The 14,905-nt window shown below is 57.6% G+C and carries 15 protein-coding genes and 1 riboswitch; of the genes, 10 read left to right on the top strand and 5 right to left on the bottom strand.

What is annotated here, in order from left to right:
- The first annotated feature begins 38 nt into the window (after positions 1-38).
- A riboswitch (TPP riboswitch) is annotated at positions 39-130 on the top strand.
- 127 nt (positions 131-257) lie between these two features.
- Genes thiS through moeB form a run of 7 tightly spaced genes read left to right on the top strand, consistent with a single transcriptional unit; the run spans position 258 to position 6,736 of the window.
- The gene (thiS, locus tag FBR45_RS03790; RefSeq protein WP_138499465.1) at positions 258-461 is read left to right on the top strand and encodes a sulfur carrier protein ThiS; all 204 of its coding nucleotides are present in this window, start codon (positions 258-260) and stop codon (positions 459-461) included.
- Between the two features lie 2 nt (positions 462-463).
- Complete coding sequence (thiC, locus tag FBR45_RS03785; RefSeq protein ID WP_138499464.1) at positions 464-2,341, top strand: phosphomethylpyrimidine synthase ThiC; 1,878 nt, start codon at positions 464-466, stop codon at positions 2,339-2,341.
- Complete coding sequence (locus tag FBR45_RS03780) at positions 2,338-3,132, top strand: hydroxymethylpyrimidine/phosphomethylpyrimidine kinase (protein WP_138499463.1); 795 nt, start codon at positions 2,338-2,340, stop codon at positions 3,130-3,132. Before thiC ends, FBR45_RS03780 begins: the two co-directional genes overlap by 4 nt.
- Positions 3,129-3,758, top strand: coding sequence for a thiamine phosphate synthase (locus FBR45_RS03775; protein WP_138499462.1), 630 nt, complete (start codon positions 3,129-3,131; stop codon positions 3,756-3,758). The genes FBR45_RS03780 and FBR45_RS03775 overlap by 4 nt, the downstream gene beginning before the upstream one ends.
- Position 3,759: 1 nt before the next feature.
- The gene (locus FBR45_RS03770) at positions 3,760-4,539 is read left to right on the top strand and encodes a thiazole synthase (protein WP_138499461.1); all 780 of its coding nucleotides are present in this window, start codon (positions 3,760-3,762) and stop codon (positions 4,537-4,539) included.
- Entirely contained in the window at positions 4,536-5,672 is a 1,137-nt protein-coding gene (gene thiH, locus FBR45_RS03765; protein ID WP_138499460.1) for a 2-iminoacetate synthase ThiH, read from the top strand. Before FBR45_RS03770 ends, thiH begins: the two co-directional genes overlap by 4 nt.
- The gene (gene moeB / locus FBR45_RS03760) at positions 5,669-6,736 is read left to right on the top strand and encodes a HesA/MoeB/ThiF family protein (protein ID WP_138499459.1); all 1,068 of its coding nucleotides are present in this window, start codon (positions 5,669-5,671) and stop codon (positions 6,734-6,736) included. The genes thiH and moeB overlap by 4 nt, the downstream gene beginning before the upstream one ends.
- Here the strand turns inward: moeB and FBR45_RS03755 are convergent.
- Positions 6,722-7,318: a thiamine phosphate synthase gene (locus FBR45_RS03755; RefSeq protein WP_138499458.1), complete on the bottom strand. Its 597-nt coding sequence runs from the start codon at positions 7,316-7,318 to the stop codon at positions 6,722-6,724. The two genes, moeB and FBR45_RS03755, sit on opposite strands and share 15 nt — an antisense overlap.
- Before the next feature lie 98 nt (positions 7,319-7,416).
- Here FBR45_RS03755 and FBR45_RS03750 point away from each other — a divergent pair, with 98 nt between their 5' ends.
- The 3 genes from FBR45_RS03750 to FBR45_RS03740 all read left to right on the top strand — a co-directional run bounded on the left by FBR45_RS03750 (position 7,417) and on the right by FBR45_RS03740 (position 9,398).
- Positions 7,417-8,556 carry an acetamidase/formamidase family protein gene (locus FBR45_RS03750; protein WP_138499456.1) on the top strand — a complete coding sequence of 380 codons (1,140 nt, stop codon included), beginning with the start codon at positions 7,417-7,419 and terminating at the stop codon, positions 8,554-8,556.
- A 144-nt stretch (positions 8,557-8,700) separates the two neighbouring features.
- Complete coding sequence (locus FBR45_RS03745) at positions 8,701-8,961, top strand: hypothetical protein (RefSeq protein ID WP_138499454.1); 261 nt, start codon at positions 8,701-8,703, stop codon at positions 8,959-8,961.
- Positions 8,962-8,999: 38 nt separating this feature from the next.
- Complete coding sequence (locus tag FBR45_RS03740) at positions 9,000-9,398, top strand: DUF5991 domain-containing protein (protein ID WP_138499452.1); 399 nt, start codon at positions 9,000-9,002, stop codon at positions 9,396-9,398.
- Positions 9,399-9,651: 253 nt separating this feature from the next.
- Here the strand turns inward: FBR45_RS03740 and FBR45_RS03735 are convergent, their stop codons facing one another.
- The 4 genes from FBR45_RS03735 to FBR45_RS03720 form a co-directional block, all read right to left on the bottom strand.
- Positions 9,652-10,695 (bottom strand): proline iminopeptidase-family hydrolase, encoded by a 1,044-nt coding sequence (locus tag FBR45_RS03735; RefSeq protein ID WP_138499450.1) that lies wholly within the window; start codon positions 10,693-10,695, stop codon positions 9,652-9,654.
- A gap of 407 nt (positions 10,696-11,102) precedes the next feature.
- On the bottom strand, positions 11,103-12,122 hold the full coding sequence (locus FBR45_RS03730; protein WP_246082095.1) for a glycoside hydrolase family 5 protein: 1,020 nt from the start codon (positions 12,120-12,122) through the stop codon (positions 11,103-11,105).
- A 12-nt stretch (positions 12,123-12,134) separates the two neighbouring features.
- The gene (locus FBR45_RS03725) at positions 12,135-12,926 is read right to left on the bottom strand and encodes a 3-keto-disaccharide hydrolase (RefSeq protein ID WP_138499448.1); all 792 of its coding nucleotides are present in this window, start codon (positions 12,924-12,926) and stop codon (positions 12,135-12,137) included.
- 32 nt (positions 12,927-12,958) lie between these two features.
- The gene (locus tag FBR45_RS03720; protein ID WP_138499446.1) at positions 12,959-14,842 is read right to left on the bottom strand and encodes a heparinase II/III domain-containing protein; all 1,884 of its coding nucleotides are present in this window, start codon (positions 14,840-14,842) and stop codon (positions 12,959-12,961) included.
- Positions 14,843-14,905: the final 63 nt, after the last annotated feature.

Genomic DNA, 14,905 nt, shown 5'->3' with positions numbered 1-14,905 from the left:
ATTATTGAAAATCGTTTCTACATTTGTCTTGCTGAAAAGCGAAGCTTTAGGGGTGCCCGTACGGGCTGAGAGATCACCCTTTGAACCTGAACAGGATAATACCTGCGGAGGGAAAAGCGAGACAATAGTTTCCTGTAGTGGCTCTGTGCGCGTAGCGCTACAGTAGGCCTGCTCCTATTTTTTCGCCTTCTTTTCCGGTTTATCCGCGCGGTTCGCTCCCTGGCTTGTGCTTTTCTATGCGCTGAAGCACAGGTTCCATGATTGTATTCGTCAATAACCAATCCGTAGAAACGCCTGATACGGCATCGCTCGAGAGTCTTCTCGCTCAACTGGCTATGGCCAACCGGAAAGGCATAGCCGTAGCGGTCAACAATGCCATTGTGCCCCGCACGGCCTGGGCAGAGCTTACTCTGTCGGGCAACGAAAAAATTATCATTCTACAAGCAACCCAGGGAGGATAACGATGAGCCAGAAAACCGAACAACTACCTTCGCAGCAGACCATTACGCGCCAGCCCCTGACCGGTTCGCGCAAAATCTACGTGCCCGGCCAACTCTATGATATCCGCGTGGCCATGCGCGAAATCACCCTGTCGGATACGGTCACGCAGGTCGGTAACCGGAAAGTCAGCCAGCCCAACGCGCCCGTAACGGTTTATGATACCAGCGGCCCCTATACCGACCCCGACGCCAGCATCGACCTGCAACTCGGCCTCGATCGGCTTCGCGAACCGTGGATCCGGGACCGGGGCGATACCGAACAGCTGACGTCGTTTTCGTCGGACTACTGCAACCAGCGACTGGCCAACCCCGACCTGGATGCCCTGCGGTTTGCCCACATCCGGTTTCCGGTGCGGGCCAGGGCGGGCCAGAACGTAACGCAGCTCCATTACGCCCGCAACGGCATCATTACCCCCGAGATGGAGTACATCGCCATTCGGGAAAACCAGCGGATCGACACCCTCAACGACCAGTCGTCGCTCTGGAAACAACACCCGGGCAACAGCTTTGGCGCCAACACCCCCGTTCCCTACATCACACCCGAATTTGTTCGGCAGGAAGTAGCCGCCGGACGGGCCATCATTCCGGCCAACATCAACCACCCCGAGAGCGAACCGATGATTATTGGCCGTAATTTCCTGGTCAAGATCAACACCAACATTGGCAACTCGGTTGTATCGTCGGGCATTGACGAAGAAGTAGAAAAAGCGGTATGGAGCTGCCGATGGGGTGGCGATACGCTGATGGATCTGTCGACGGGCAAAAACATTCACGAAACCCGCGAGTGGATTATCCGGAACTGTCCGGTGCCCGTTGGGACGGTGCCCATTTATCAGGCTCTCGAGAAGGTAAACGGGAAAGCCGAGGCCCTGACCTGGGAGCTGTTTCGGGATACACTCATCGAGCAGGCCGAACAGGGTGTCGATTATTTCACCATTCATGCCGGCGTGCTGCTGCGCTACATTCCGCTGACGGCCCGACGCGTTACGGGCATTGTTTCGCGGGGCGGCAGCATCATGGCCAAGTGGTGTCTGGCCCACCATAAGGAAAACTTCCTGTATACGCATTTCGAAGAGATCTGCGACATCATGAAGGCCTACGATGTGTCATTTTCGCTGGGCGATGGGCTGCGCCCCGGCTCCATTGCCGATGCCAACGATGCGGCCCAGTTTGCCGAACTCGAAACCCTGGGCGAGCTGACTAAAATTGCCTGGAAGCACGATGTGCAGGTAATGATCGAAGGCCCCGGCCACGTTCCTATGCACCTGATCAAGGCCAACATGGACAAGCAGCTGCGGGAATGTCACGAAGCGCCTTTTTACACGCTCGGGCCGCTCACAACCGATATTGCCCCCGGCTATGACCACATCACATCGGGTATTGGCGCGGCCATGATCGGCTGGTTCGGTACGGCCATGCTTTGTTACGTTACGCCCAAGGAGCACCTCGGCTTGCCGAACAAAAAAGACGTTAAAGACGGCGTTATTACCTACAAGATTGCCGCCCATGCAGCCGATCTGGCCAAAGGTCACCCCGGTGCGCAGTATCGCGACAACGCCCTGAGTAAAGCCCGTTTCGAGTTTCGCTGGCAGGATCAGTTCAACCTCTCGCTCGATCCGGATACGGCGCGGGAGTTTCACGACGAAACGCTGCCCGCCGAAGGGGCCAAAACCGCCCACTTCTGCTCGATGTGTGGCCCGAATTTCTGCTCGATGAAGATTACGCAGGACGTTCGCGACTACGCCGACCAGAACGGGCTGGCCGATGCCGACGCCCTTGATCAGGCCATGCAGGTGAAAGCAAAAGAGTTTGCCGAACAGGGTAGCCAGCTTTACTTATGACCGCATCGCGCACCTGGCCACCGGTTCAGCACGAACGTCCTTACGCGCTGTCTATTGCCGGACTCGACCCCAGCGCCGGAGCAGGGCTACTGGCCGATGCCAAAGTTATGGAGGCTCTGGATGTCTACGGCCTGGGGGTTTGTACGGCCCTGACGATGCAGCATGATGCCGATTTCAGGGCTGTTGAGTGGGTCGCGCTGGATTCGATTATCGCCCAGTGTGTGCCGCTGGCTGACCGCTACCCGATTTCAGTCGTCAAGATTGGGCTGGTTCAGTCGCTGCCGGTGCTGGCGGAGCTGACCGACTGGCTAACCCAAACGTGGCCCGGCCTGCCCATCATCTGGGACCCGATTCTGAAAGCCTCCGCGGGCTTTGATTTCCACGCGATGACCAGCCAGACGCTGCTGTCGACCATACTGCCCCGGCTGAGCTTGCTGACGCCCAATGTATCCGAGGTGCAGCGGCTTGCCGCTGTAGATGAAGCCGTTCGGGCCGCCAGGACGCTCAGCGTGTATTGCCCGGTATATCTCAAAGGCGGTCATGCGGAACCGATCAACGGGATAACAACCGACAGGTTACTGTTGGGCGGGCAGGACATAGCCGAGTTCCCGGCGCCGTTCCTGCCGGATGGCGAAAAGCACGGCAGTGGCTGCGTACTCTCGTCGGCCCTGGCTGCGGGTTTAGCCAAAGGACAGCCGCTACCGGAGGCTTGCGCTACGGCACGTCGCTATATGAATCAATACCTGGCCAGTAGCCCCGGCTTGCTTGGCTTTCACCAGTCGCTCTCATGAAAATAAGCCAGTTACACTATATCGTCACCCAACCGGAACAGGCCGAAACCGCCTGCCGAGCCGGTGTTGACTGGATTCAGCTTCGGCTAAAAAACCGGTCCTATGCCGACTGGAAGGCAATAGCGCAGGATACCCTCGCGGTTTGTCGGCAGCATAACGCCCGGCTGATTATTAACGACAACCCAACCCTGGCGGGCGATATCGGAGCCGACGGCGTACACCTGGGTCAGGACGACATGCCCGTGCCCGACGCCCGGGCGCTCCTGGGCGATGGGTTCCTGATCGGGGGCACCGCCAACCGGCTCGACACCATACTGACCCACTACCAGCACGGCGTCGACTACGTTGGGCTGGGGCCGTTTCGGTTTACGACAACGAAAGAAAAGCTCAGCCCCATTCTGGGTCTGGCAGGCTACCAAACGATCCTGTCGGCGCTGCAGAACCGCTCCCTTTCTGTTCCTATTGTTGCCATTGGCGGTATTACCCTGTCCGATGTACCCCCGCTAATGCAAACCGGTCTGCACGGTATTGCCGTATCGTCGGCCATCAGCGGAGCCAGCGACCCCGCCCGCCAGACCCGCCTTTTCCTGGATCAGTTATCAATTCTAACCCCTGCCGTTCACTGACATGACCACTCAGCCATTAATCATCGCCGGCCAGTCGTTTTCATCGCGGTTGTTTACCGGCACCGGTAAATTTGGTTCACCGCAGCTGATGGAAGAGGCCCTGCTGGCCTCGGGTACGGAGCTGGTAACGGTAGCCCTAAAGCGGGTAGACGCCTATGCCCACCAGGATAACACCCTTGCCTACCTGACCCACTCCCGGCTAAAGCTACTGCCTAACACATCGGGCGTACGAACGGCCCGCGAGGCTGTGTTTGCGGCCCAGATGGCCCGCGAAGCACTCGAAACCAACTGGCTAAAGCTCGAAATTCACCCCGACCCCAAATACCTGCTCCCCGATCCGATCGAGACGCTAAACGCGGCCCGAGAGCTGGTAAAGCTCGGCTTTGTCGTTCTGCCCTATATCCACGCCGACCCGGTTTTGTGTAAGCGGCTGGAAGAAGTTGGGGTAGCGGCTGTGATGCCGCTCGGCGCCCCAATCGGCACCAACAAAGGGCTGCGAACAATCGATTTCCTGGAAATAATTATTGAGCAAAGCCGGGTTCCGGTTGTGGTTGATGCGGGCCTGGGTGCCCCGTCGCACGCGGCTGCGGCTATGGAGCTGGGGGCCGATGCGGTGCTGATCAATACCGCTATTGCCGTTTCTGACGATCCCGTACGCATGGCTACGGCCTTCAGGATGGCCGTTGAGGCCGGTCGGCTGTCGTACGAAGCCCGGCTGGCCCGCCCCGCAACCACCGCCAGCGCCAGCAGCCCACTCACCGCTTTTCTGGACGACCTATGACCCACCAATCCTGGTTTGAGGCCCACGACTGGCCAACCGTTCAGCGCGACATTTACGCGACAACACCCCGGCAGGTAGAGCAGGCGCTGTCCAATAGCCGACGCACACTCGATGATTTCAGGGCCCTGATTTCGCCGGCGGCTCAGCCTTATCTGGAACCGATGGCTCAACTTAGTCACCAGCTGACCCAGAAACGGTTCGGAAAAACGATGCAGCTCTACGCACCCCTGTACGTATCCAACGAATGCCAGAATATCTGTACGTACTGCGCGTTCAGCCTCGACAACCGGATTGCCCGGCGCACCCTGACCGCCGAGGAGCTACTGCGGGAAGCGCAGGCCGTCCGGACGCTCGGCTATGAGCACATCCTGCTGGTAACGGGCGAGGCCAATCAGACAGTTGGCGTGCCGTACCTGAAACAGGCCATTCGGTTGCTGCGGCCGTTTTTTTCGCATATCTCGATGGAGGTGCAGCCGCTCGACCAGCCGGAGTACGAAGAGCTGATCAGCGAAGGGCTGAACACGGTGTTGGTCTATCAGGAAACCTACAACCGCAGCACCTACAGAACCCACCATCCGAAAGGCAAAAAATCGAACTTTTCCTACCGACTCGAAACGCCCGACCGGCTCGGCCAGGCGGGTATCCACAAAATTGGCCTGGGCGCCCTACTGGGCCTCGAAGACTGGCGCACCGACAGTTTTTTTACGGCCGCTCACCTGCATTATCTCGAACGGACCTACTGGCAAACCCGGTACAGCATTTCGTTTCCGCGACTGCGCCCAATCGATCTCCGGCAAAACGACACCATCACGTCGAAGTCGTTCGAGCGGTGTATGTCTGACCGGGATCTGGTGCAGCTGATCTGCGCTTACCGGCTGTTCAGCGAAGAGGTTGAACTATCGCTGTCGACCCGCGAAACACCCCGCTTCCGGGACCACGCGCTGCGGTTGGGCATCACGAGTCTGAGCGCGGGCTCGAAAACGAATCCGGGTGGCTACGCCGTGGAACCCCAATCGCTGGAACAGTTTGCCATCTCCGACGAGCGTAGTCCTGCCGAGATGGAAGCGGTTATTCGGCAGCAGGGATATGAACCAGTCTGGAAAGACTGGGATAGAACGTTTATGCCCGTATGACTCCGGAAGAAATCAACCGCTACAACCGCCACATCCGCCTGCCGGAAATTGGTCTGGCCGGGCAGGAACGGCTTAAACAGGCGCGGGTGGCGCTGATCGGCGCGGGCGGGCTGGGCTGTCCGGTGGGGCAGTATCTGGCCGCTGCCGGCGTGGGCAGGCTGGGTATCATCGACGGCGATCGGGTGGAAGCCAGCAACCTGCAACGCCAGATTCTCTTCGCGCCCGAGCATATTGGCCAGGCCAAAGCCGACGTAGCGGCCCGGTGGCTGGCCCGTCAGAACCCGTATGTTCAGGTGATGTCCCATGCCGTATTTCTGGATCGGTCCAACGCGCTGGAGTTATTGACGCCTTACGACCTGGTAATCGATGGGTCTGATAATTTCGCAACCCGCTACCTGGTCAATGACGCCTGCGTTTTACTGGGAAAACCACTGGTAGTTGGGTCTATCTATCAATTTGAGGGGCAAGTCAGCGTTTTCAACTACCACAACGGGCCTACCTACCGCTGTCTATACCCCGAAGCGAGTGAGCTGGCGGCCTGCAGCGAGGTAGGGGTCCTGGGTGTACTGCCCGGTATGACTGGCTGCCTGATGGCCAATGAAGCGATCAAGCTCATCACGGGCATTGGCACCTTGCTCAGCGGAATCGTACTGGTGTTTAACGCGCTGACCTGCTCGTTCGATACCTTCTCGTTTACGGCCAATCCGGCCAACCGAACCCTGAAGTCATTGCCCGAGCCGATGCCGGTTTGTGCGGATACGTGGCCGGAGATAGGACCGGAGGAGTTGCCCGACTGGTTGCAGCGGGGCAACAAGCCCCTGTTGCTGGACGTACGGGAGGCTGCCGAGTACGAGCGGGACAATATGGGTGGGCAGCTGCTGCCACTGGCCGATCTGTTACAACACCCCACCCAGGTACCCGCCGATCGACCGGTTATTATCCACTGCCAGGCGGGTGGGCGAAGCCGGCAGGCGGTTCAGTTTTTATGGCAGCAGGGCTACCGGAACGTGGTTAATCTACGCGGAGGTATTAACGCCTGCCGAAACCTGTCAACGGCCCACTGAAGCCTTTATGTCGTTCAATGCCCCGACCGGATCGGGTTGCTGCCATAGTCCACCCATCAGCGCGGCTCCGTCGAATCCGGCCTGCCTGACCAGGGCTACGTTTTTGGCTGTGATGCCCCCCAGTCCAATCAGCAACGGCAACTGGGTATGCTGTTCGCGCAGAGCCAGTTGCTGACGCCCAATGGTATCCAGACTGACCGACGGGCCGTAGCCGGGCTTGCTGATGCTGGCAAACACCGGGCTATAGAAAACCATTGAAACGCGCCCGGCCAGGTTTGCCCACTCACTCAGGTGATGAATACTGGTCGAGAACGGAGCGGCTTCGCGGCCCGTCAGCCATTGCCGGTCGGCTTCTTTCACGTGCCACCGAAAAGGAAAAGGAACCGCATCAGACCGGCTGGCCGACAGCAGCACCGAGGCCTGTTTATCGGGCAGTAACCTGTCCGGCGAGGCTTCCTGCCCGGCCGAACGCCAGTACAGAAAGTCAAGTCCGTTGGCTAACAGAGCCGCCAGCGTTGGTATGTCCTGGCTTTGGGGACTGCCGTCGGTTATGCCGACCAGCAGAAATGAAGGAGCACTCATAGGGACAAATGTAGCTCTTCAGACCCCGTTGGGCTTTCCTGGGTGCGGTCTATTTTCTATCTTAGAAGCTTCTCCCCCTCTGCCAACCAGACAACCTGATGAAAACGTCCCGACGTCATTTTTTACGCCGAACCGGCCAGCGCGGTCTGGCGGTCTTATCGGCGGCTGCGCTACCGGCCAGTGCCAGCCCGATGCCAACCAGCCAGCCGCCCTTACCGGCCGCTTCGTCCACACGTATCAAGCCCGATCATGTCATTCGGTCGTTGCCCGAAAATATGGTATGGGGCTATTTCGGAGCTGATGTGCCCAAGGTATATACCGTAAAAGACGGCGATGTGGTCGAGATTCAAACGGTCAATCCATCGGGCGTGAGTCGCACCAATCCCGAAGAGTTTTACACGAAGAACAACCTGCCCATCGATGCCCACGCGCAGGAGGTCATCGCCATCATGAAGAATGTGAAGCCCGAGCCCTCCGGCATTCGCGGCCACATGCTAACCGGCCCCATCTACATCGATGGCGCGCAACCCGGCGACACCCTGGAAATCCGTATCCTCGACCTGACGTTCCCGGCTGGCTTCGGGGTCAACAGCGTATGGCCGGGTGGCGGAGGTATTCCCGATGCCGTCACCACGCGCGACACCTTTGTCTATCGTTACGACAGCAAACGCCGGGTGGCGGTATTGAAAGAAGGGGTCGAAATTCCGCTGAAGCCATTCATGGGCGTTATGGCCCTGTCTCCGCCCCCCGAAACCGGCCGGGTCAGCTCCATCCCACCGGCTTTTTTTGGCGGCAATCTGGACATCAAACACCTGACCAAAGGCACTACCCTTTTTTTACCCGTTTCGGTACCGGGTGGCCTCTTTACCACCGGCGACGGTCATGGCGCGCAGGGTAACGGCGAAGTCAGCGGAGTCGCTATCGAAACGGCCCTTACCCTAACGGCCCGATTCATTGTGCACAAAGGAAAAGCGCTGAAGATGCCCCGCGCCGAAACGCCCACCCACTTCATTGCCGTTGGGCTCGACAGAGACCTCAACAAAGCCATGAAAAACGCGCTCATGGAAGCCGTCATGTTCATGAAAGAGGAGCTGGGCTTCACCGTCAACGAAGCCCTGTCCATTGCCAGCACCGGTGTCGACTTTGAAGTAAGTCAGGTGGTTGATCAGACCCTGGGCGTTCATGCCATGATTCCCAAGTCCATCTTCACCAAACGCAAATTCGCCTACTGGACGTAACAACTACCGGGGTGCGGTCGGCGATCCAACAAACCAGTGCGTATTCATGTTAAAATGAAATAGTCAGCATTTGTTTCGCGAACTGGCCGCCAACACCAGGCTTCTGCAGCGGCTAGCTTGCATGATCTCAACGGTATCGTTCAAATGGATATATCGAAGCTGTTTGGTCTCATTACGCCACTCGTCCTGCTGTCGCTGATGGGCCTGATCATGATCCTGTATGGGTTTGTCGATATGAAGCAGGAGAATAACGTGCTCCAGTTTTTCTTCGGCATTCCGCTCATGACGGGCGCCCTCGGACTCCACTGGCTCGTTCGTCGGGCTGTTCGCTATGACACGCGCTATGTCTGGATTATCGAGTCCATTATGGTAGCCTTTATGTGGTACGTTTTTAACCATTCCTGATAGCGGCCTCCAGATCTGCTCACCAAACCTCCGCGCTTATGCTTCGCTCCGCTTTGTTTGCTGGTTTTCTGCTCATCTCTGCCCTCCTTCTCGGCTTTCAGTCGACAGACAGCTGGCTGGGCAAATGGTCGGGTGAGCATCCCGATGGTGTCACGTATACCATCATCGTGAAAGACAAGTACAAGGGCATGAACCTGTGCGACGTACACGCGCAGGGCATCCAGACCTTCTATCACCTGGAGTGCTGGGCAACCGGTACTCCAACCACGCTGAAGGTATACTACCGCTCGACCACCGACGGCGCTTTCTACGCCAAAGACCCCGTCAAGCTTAACCAGCCGCTTTTCATCCTGCAACGGGAGAAAGGCAAAACCAACTGGCAATGGCAGCAGATCTTCGACGGGAAAATACCGGTTCGCAAAAAAGCATCGGCATAAATGCCGATGCTAGTCATGAACCCAAACGGCAGGGTTCGCATTGAGGGCTACCGATGAATAGGCCTGGCATTTATGCTGGGAAACGAGGGTGGTGTATAAAATATGACATCGGCATGAATGCCGATGCTAGTCATGGACCTAAACGGCAAGGTTCGCATTGAGGGCTATCTATGAATAGGCCCGGCATTTATGCCGGGCATCCACGAATATGGCATCGGCATGAATGGCGGACCATGCTTTTTACCTCTGCACATTACAAAGCGACTTTTTTCTCACCTGCGTTTACGCCCTTGAGGAAGGTGATAAGCCCTTTCATGTAGGTCTTCTGATCGTCGTACAACGACATGTGGCTCCCGTTGGGGCAATAAAGGTAGCTGCCGTTAGCGACCTGGGTCGACATCCATTTCATGTGGGTGGGGTCCATGGTGTCATACTGTGCACCGATGGTCAGTGTGGGCACTTTGATTTTGGGCAGGTCGGCTTTCCGATCCCAGTTGGTCAGCTTACCCGCAATGCCAAATTCGCTGGGTCCCTGCATAGTCACGTAAAGCGACTGGTTGGTTTTGTTGAGAGCCCGTGTCATGGGCTCCGGCCACTGGTCCATGGGGAGTCGGCAGATGTGCTTCGCGTAGAAGTTGGGCATCAGCAACTCCATATAGCGGGGATTGGTATATTGACCTTTGGCTTCGAGCTCGTTTACTTCTTTCACCACGGCGGGGTCCATCTGTTTGGCCAATACCTCATCGGCATACCTGCCATAGTCGGGGCAGCTGGCCATCATATTGGAGATAACAAGCCCTTTCAGGTTCTGGCCGTATTTGAGCGCATATTCGGTAGCCAGAATACCACCCCACGAATGGCCCAGCAGGTAGAAATTATCGGCCGTCAGGTTCAGCGCCGTACGTACCTGCTCCACTTCCTCAACGTAACGGGGCAAATCCCAGAAGGTGGTATCGTTCGGATTATCGGAGTTGCCGGTGCCCAGCTGGTCGTAGTAGATAAACTCGATTCCTTCGGCAGGCAGGTAGCTTTCCATCACCTCGAAGTATTCGTGTGTAGCGCCCGGCCCGCCGTTGAGAAGCAGTAGTTTGATGGTCGGGTTGTTGCCAAAGCGCTTTGTCCAGACCTTGAAGGTTCCCTTAGGTGTCTGGATCGGAATGACACGAACGCCCCCGTCGGCCACCCCACTGGTGTCGGCGGCAAAGTACGTTTTCAGGGTAGCGTTGGTTGTTTCGGCCGACTGGCAGGAAGCGCATAAACCGGCCAGGCCAAGCAGTAGCCAGGTGAGATAATTCATGAAAATGAGTCAGGGTAAGGTGGTTGACAAGTATACGCAGGATTTGGCAAAAACTCCTTCCGTTCGCTCAATAGGCGGCCACACCCGAGCGCACCCCCGTGAACAGGCCCAGCATTCATGCCGGGATATATTATCCATGAATACAACATCGACATGAATGTCAATGCTAATCATACCTCACCCTGAGCGAAATCCGGACCGGGGCGAATCATGAACAGGCCCGGCATTTAGGCCGGGAAATCGGGTGGTATTTTAAACATGGCATCGGCATAAATGCCGACGCTAGTCATGGGTCGCCGGGTAAAGGATCCGGACTGGGGCGAATCATGAATAGGCCCGGCATTCATGCCGGGATACACAATACAAAAACGGGCTATACAATATACAAACACAAGCCCGCAGGCGCATTACCGGCGAGTCGACTGCTGTTGCAGGGCTTTTTTGAAGTACATCCCCTGGCGGGTAGGTTTGTAGGTCCAGTCGGTAAACAGCATGGGGGCCCACTGCGGGTCGAACACCCAGACGATGTACGAAATACCGTTCGTGTCGCAGTACCGCGTGATGGCGTCGCCGTACGATTCGTCGCTGATGACCGGCACATGAGCGCCTTTGTCGTCGGGACCGCAGAAGCCAATTTCGGTCAGGATCAGCGGGTATTTTTTGGCCACAAATCCCCAGTCGGCCGTCCATTTATCCTCCCAGGGCTTTTCGCGTTTCATCGGGTACGGATGGCTCACATAGCCGATTCCCTCGGCATTGATCGGGCTGCTGGCAACGTCCCGCAGGTCATAGGCCCAGTTGAAACCCGCCACCAGCGGAATCGCTTTACCACCGTTGGCCCGGATAATGGTGATGGTTTCTTCCATCAGCGCTTTCCACTCGGCCCAGCTGCAGGTGCCCAGTTTGCCGCCCATGATGGTAGGCTCGTTGAAGAGTTCGAAAAACCCAACGGTTGTGTTGTCTTTGTAATGATCGGCTATGGTACGCCAGAACTCGAACGTTTCCCGGCGGGTGGTTTCGTACATGGGGTTCTGGTACATCTCGTTTTTAAGGTTCCCGATGGTATGCCAGTCGATGACCACATACAGCCCCAGCTCACCGGCCCAGGCCACGCCCTTGTCGAGCAGCTGGAGGTACTGCTCTTTGCCCCGGTTGCGCCAGGCGGCCGGATGAACCGGAAACCGAACGATGGTAGCGCCCCAGCGTTTCATCTCCTCAAAATAGGACCGGTCCCAATGCCCGCTCTTCTCCAGCTTATCGGGATCGCTGGCATTCAGCCCCCGGAAAACCAACGCCTTCCCGTCGGCCGTGACGAAGGCGTTGCCCTGAACCCGCAGCCGGCTGAGGGGCGTAGCGGGCTGAGCCAGGAGCTGACCAACTACCAGAAAAAGGCCGAGAGCCAGCCCCGGCACTGAAAACCTCATCATCAGATTACTCGCTTAAAAATCAGTATCGGCTTTGGTCAGGTCCATGTCCTTGATCCAGAGATTGCGGTACAGCACGTTATGCCCTTCGGCCTGTAGTTTCAGCCCGCCGGGGGTTTCGGTGATGCCTTTTCCGCCATCGTTACCGCCGTCGATACCCGAGTTTGGCCCGCCCCAGACCTGTTTGATGGCATGATTGGTATGCACTTTTTTCCCGTTGAAATATAGGGTTACCAGCGGCCGTTCGGTTAGTTTGCCGTTTTCGAAACGCGGAGCGCGGTACATGATATCGTAGGCATTCCACTTGCCAACGCCGTTGTAGGCGTAATAGGGCGAGGGCGTTTCGTTGATAATCGCGCCCATACCGTGGGAGGTTGTGTCGCCGTCGAACACCTGAATCTCGTACCGGTTGTGAAGATAAACGCCACTATTACCGCCCGGCTCCGGAATAAAGAACTCAACGTGAATGCGGGCATCGCGGTAGTTCTTCTTCGTCACGATGTCGGCGGCTCCGTACTTACCACCTGCCCCGGCCGGGTCGTTGGTATTCAGCACCATGCCTTTTCCCGCGGGGTCGGGCACGAGAAACCATTTGATGGGGAGCGTAGCTGCCAGACGCGGCCCCTGCCAGTACGTCCACTTATCGTCGAGAGTCTGCCGCTTCCCATCGAACAGGATATCGGCGCCTTTGGGAGGCTTCGTCCCAACGCCGAGCGGCTCTTTGGCCTGGGGAATCATGGCAACACTACCGGCCAGCAGCAGCAGCGCCGGTAAAACGAAAGCAGGTTTACGAAAGATTGTCAGCATAGACTCGGGGAGTTTTATCAGATGGGTTTAGGTTAGGGCCACTGTTGAAGCGGTTGTACGGGACGGGCCGGTTTAGCGGCCGCCCGCTCGGGGAGCAGCGACACGGTCAGGGCACCTTTGGTACCGGCCGCTACAGGTACCTCAAAAGTCAGCAGGGTTGTGCCGGGGTTGGGCGCATCGTAGTCGTGGGTCGGTTCGGCGGGGGCGGTTTTCAGCGTCACGGCTGCCGGTTCCTGCACCTGAACCATGAGTTTCTTCCCGTTTTTGGTCAGTTCGGCGCGGTTGTTTCCGACTACGGTTACGGTAGCCGTTGTGAGCAGGGTCCAGCGGATGGTAGCCGGACTGGCAGCAGCTTCGACTTCGTCACGCACCACCACATGATCCTGGTCAACGATTGCAATACCCCGGCTGGCTTTGGTCAGCGAGCCGCTGTAGAGCGAACTGAGGTCGGTAGTGGCGTGCATGAACCGGGCCGATCCCGATGAGCGGGTAATAGGCGCATAGCCGTCGACCCGCTGCAGACCATTATTGACGGTCAGGGTGTTATGTACGGCGTTGCCATAGCGGTAGACCTCCCAGCGCTGCGAATCCTGCTCCTTACCCCATATTTTGATGCCTTTTGACTCCAGCGAGTTGTAATCCTGCATACCCAGGTCCATGGCCCACCGAACGCCATCGGCTTCCATCACGAACGAACCGGCATCCATATGCGCATGGTTAACCGACGGCGACCCGCCTTTCATTCCGACATAGATAGCCGCCGGATCGGTCCAGGATGAGCGCATCAGCGCCACCGGGTTTTTCCCCTTGCCAACCCACAGCGTCGACGCGGGCGCCGGAATGGAGTTGACCCGAATGCCTCCGTTCCAGAGCATGATGGCCGGCAGCAACCGGTCTCTAACCTGACGGGCGGGGTCTTCGGTCAGCAGCCGTCCGCGCTCTACCCACAATAGCGACGGATTTTTTGTTTTTGTAGCAAACCAGAACATGGCCGGCTGCAGGCTACCGCCCGTACCCGCGTCGGAGTAGTTGAACGAGCTGCCCGTAGGTCCCGTCATGTTGGCCATATACTCCGCCGTTTTCAGGAAGCCGGGCTGGTTCGACAGGCCAAAATCACGACCAAAGGCTTTTTCCATGGCGCTGATGTACATGACGTTGAAACTCGTGCCATACCCCCAGTAGCCGTAGCCTTCGGGATAGGCGCCGTCGGGACCGTAGTCGCCCATCGATAGGACGATGGTTTCGACAGAGCGGTTCAGGATTGTACGGGCCAGCTCGGGCTGGTCTTCGTAGATGGCCAGGGCGCCATAGGCCATACCCGCGTTGCAGACCTGGTTCCAGTTGTGCGTTGCCTTCAGCCAGCTGTTGTAGCGGCTGTCGAGCGAAGGCTCGATTCCTTTTTTCAGAATGGCCGTTTTGATGGCGGTTCGGGACGCGGCCGACAGGTCGTTGTAGAGCCAGTCATAACCGATCCCGGCGGCCATGGTCATCTCGGCTACGTCGAGAAAATGTGACGGGTTCCAGTCGCTGAAGGCTGATATAGCAAGCAGTTCTTTTTCGGCCCGCTCCAGGTAAGGCCGCTGCTTAGTCGTTCGCCAGGCGTACGACAGCAGAAAGAGCCGACGCAGGGCCTCGCGCGACTTATCGAGTAGCCGCCGGCCAATCTGAATCCGCTCTACCGGTGCAACCGCGATCAGCTTGTCACATTCGGCCAGCATCGCCTGGTGCAGGCTGTTCCAGGTTTTATCGGCGCGGAGGGTCTGCTGAATGTTGGCTTCTTCGCCAGCCAGCATCAGGATACGCGGATGGGCGGGCAGTTTGGTGGCTGCGGTGATGGGCTTGTCCTGAGCCTGCAGCGCCGGACCGCAGAGAACAACCACCGTAAGTATTCGAAGGTAACCGGAGAGGGACTTCATGAAACGCTGATTTAGTCAGAAAAGCAGTCAGTCCCCTATTTATACCGGCAATGTATTCCGGCT

This window comes from Spirosoma lacussanchae (assembly GCF_005870035.1).
Lineage (GTDB): Bacteria > Bacteroidota > Bacteroidia > Cytophagales > Spirosomataceae > Spirosoma > Spirosoma lacussanchae.
Note: the sequence above shows the minus strand (reverse complement) of the source record. Positions and strands in the feature narration are given on the sequence as shown.